At 70.3% G+C, this 1,418-nt stretch carries 1 protein-coding gene and 1 pseudogene; both read right to left on the bottom strand.

What is annotated here, in order from left to right:
• Positions 1-1,254, bottom strand: a 1,254-nt coding sequence (locus KVT44_RS55445) for an enoyl-CoA hydratase-related protein (RefSeq protein WP_217576829.1), incomplete at its 3' end; no start/stop codon positions are given.
• Between the two features lie 35 nt (positions 1,255-1,289).
• Positions 1,290-1,418, bottom strand: a pseudogene (locus KVT44_RS55440) (acetyl-CoA C-acyltransferase); the annotation flags it as partial.

Raw genomic sequence — 1,418 nt, 5'->3', positions numbered from 1 at the left:
GAACACCGTCCTCTTCAGCTCCCGGTCCTCGAAGACCGCCTCGATCACCAGGTCCGCGCCGGCGGCGCCCGCGGCGCGGTCGCTGGGATGGGTCCGGCCCAGGATCAGGTCGGCGTCGCCGCGGGTGAGGCTGCCCCGGGCCACGGCCTTGTCGACGACGCGCGCCGAATATGCCCTGCCCTTCTCCGCCCGCGCCAGCGTGGTGTCCTTGAGGACGACGTCAAGACCGGCCCTGGCGCAGGCGTGAGCGATACCCGCGCCCATCATGCCGGCGCCCAGCACGACGACCTTGCGAGCGGTGTGCTGAGGGTGGCCGTCGGGTCGGCTGCCCCCGGCCTTGGTGTGCTGCATGTCGAAGAAGGAGCCCTTGATCATGTTCTTCGCGACCTGACCGGTGACCAGCTCGACCAGGTACCGCGACTCGGTGGCCAAGGCGGTGTCACCGTCGACCTGGGCGCCCTCGACGGCGGCGGCCAGGATCGCCCGCCGCGCGGGCAGGTTCGCGCCGCCCGTCTGTTTGCGCAGCGTCGCGGGCAGCGACGGCAGGATCGCTGAGAGCGGACCCGCCGCCGGGGTTCCGCCGGGCACCTTGTGGCCATTGGCGTCCCAGGGCTGCGCCGCTTCGGGATGGGCCGCGATCCAGGAGCGCGCGGCGGCGAGCATGTCTTCCCGGGTCGACACCACCGCATCCAGGAGGCCCAGTTCTTCCGCTGCCGCGGGTGGGTATGTGAGGCCTTGCAGCAGCACCCGGCTCAGCGTTTCTGTGACGCCCAGCATCCGCACCGTACGGGTGACACCGCCGGCGCCCGGCAGCAGTCCCAGGGTCGCTTCGGGCAGGCCGATGCGTGAACCCTTGGCGTCCAGTGCGATCCGGTGATGACAGGAGAGCGCGATTTCCAGGCCGCCGCCGAGAGCCGACCCGTTGATCGCCGAGACCACCGGTCTGCCCAACTGCTCAAGGCGGCGCAGATCGGCCTTGATTCCCTCGACGAAGGTGAAGAACCGCAGGGCGTCCTGCGGGCCGATCTTGATCATGTCGTTCAGGTCGCCGCCGACGAAGAAGGTCTTCTTGGCCGATGTGAGGATCACGCCGGTGACCGTGTCGCGCTCGGCCTCCAGCCGGTCGACCGTCGCCCGCATGGAGAGGGCGTACGCGGCGTTCATGGTGTTGGCCGACTGGCCGGGGTCGTCCATCGTCAGGACGACGATGCCGTCCGCGCCCCGTTCCCAGTGGATGACGTTGTGCTCGGTCATGAGTGGTTCTCGTCCTTTGCCTCGGAAAGGGGCGTTCAGGCGCGCTCGATGAGAGTGGCCACGCCCATGCCGCCGCCGATGCACAGCGTGACGACCGCGCGGCGCGCGTCGCGGCGCTCGAGCTCGTCGAGGGCGGTGCCGAGGATCATGGCGCCGGTCGCTCC

It is taken from the genome of Streptomyces sp. GbtcB7 (genome assembly GCF_019091445.1).
Classification (GTDB): domain Bacteria; phylum Actinomycetota; class Actinomycetes; order Streptomycetales; family Streptomycetaceae; genus Streptomyces; species Streptomyces mirabilis.
Note: the sequence above shows the minus strand (reverse complement) of the source record. Positions and strands in the feature narration are given on the sequence as shown.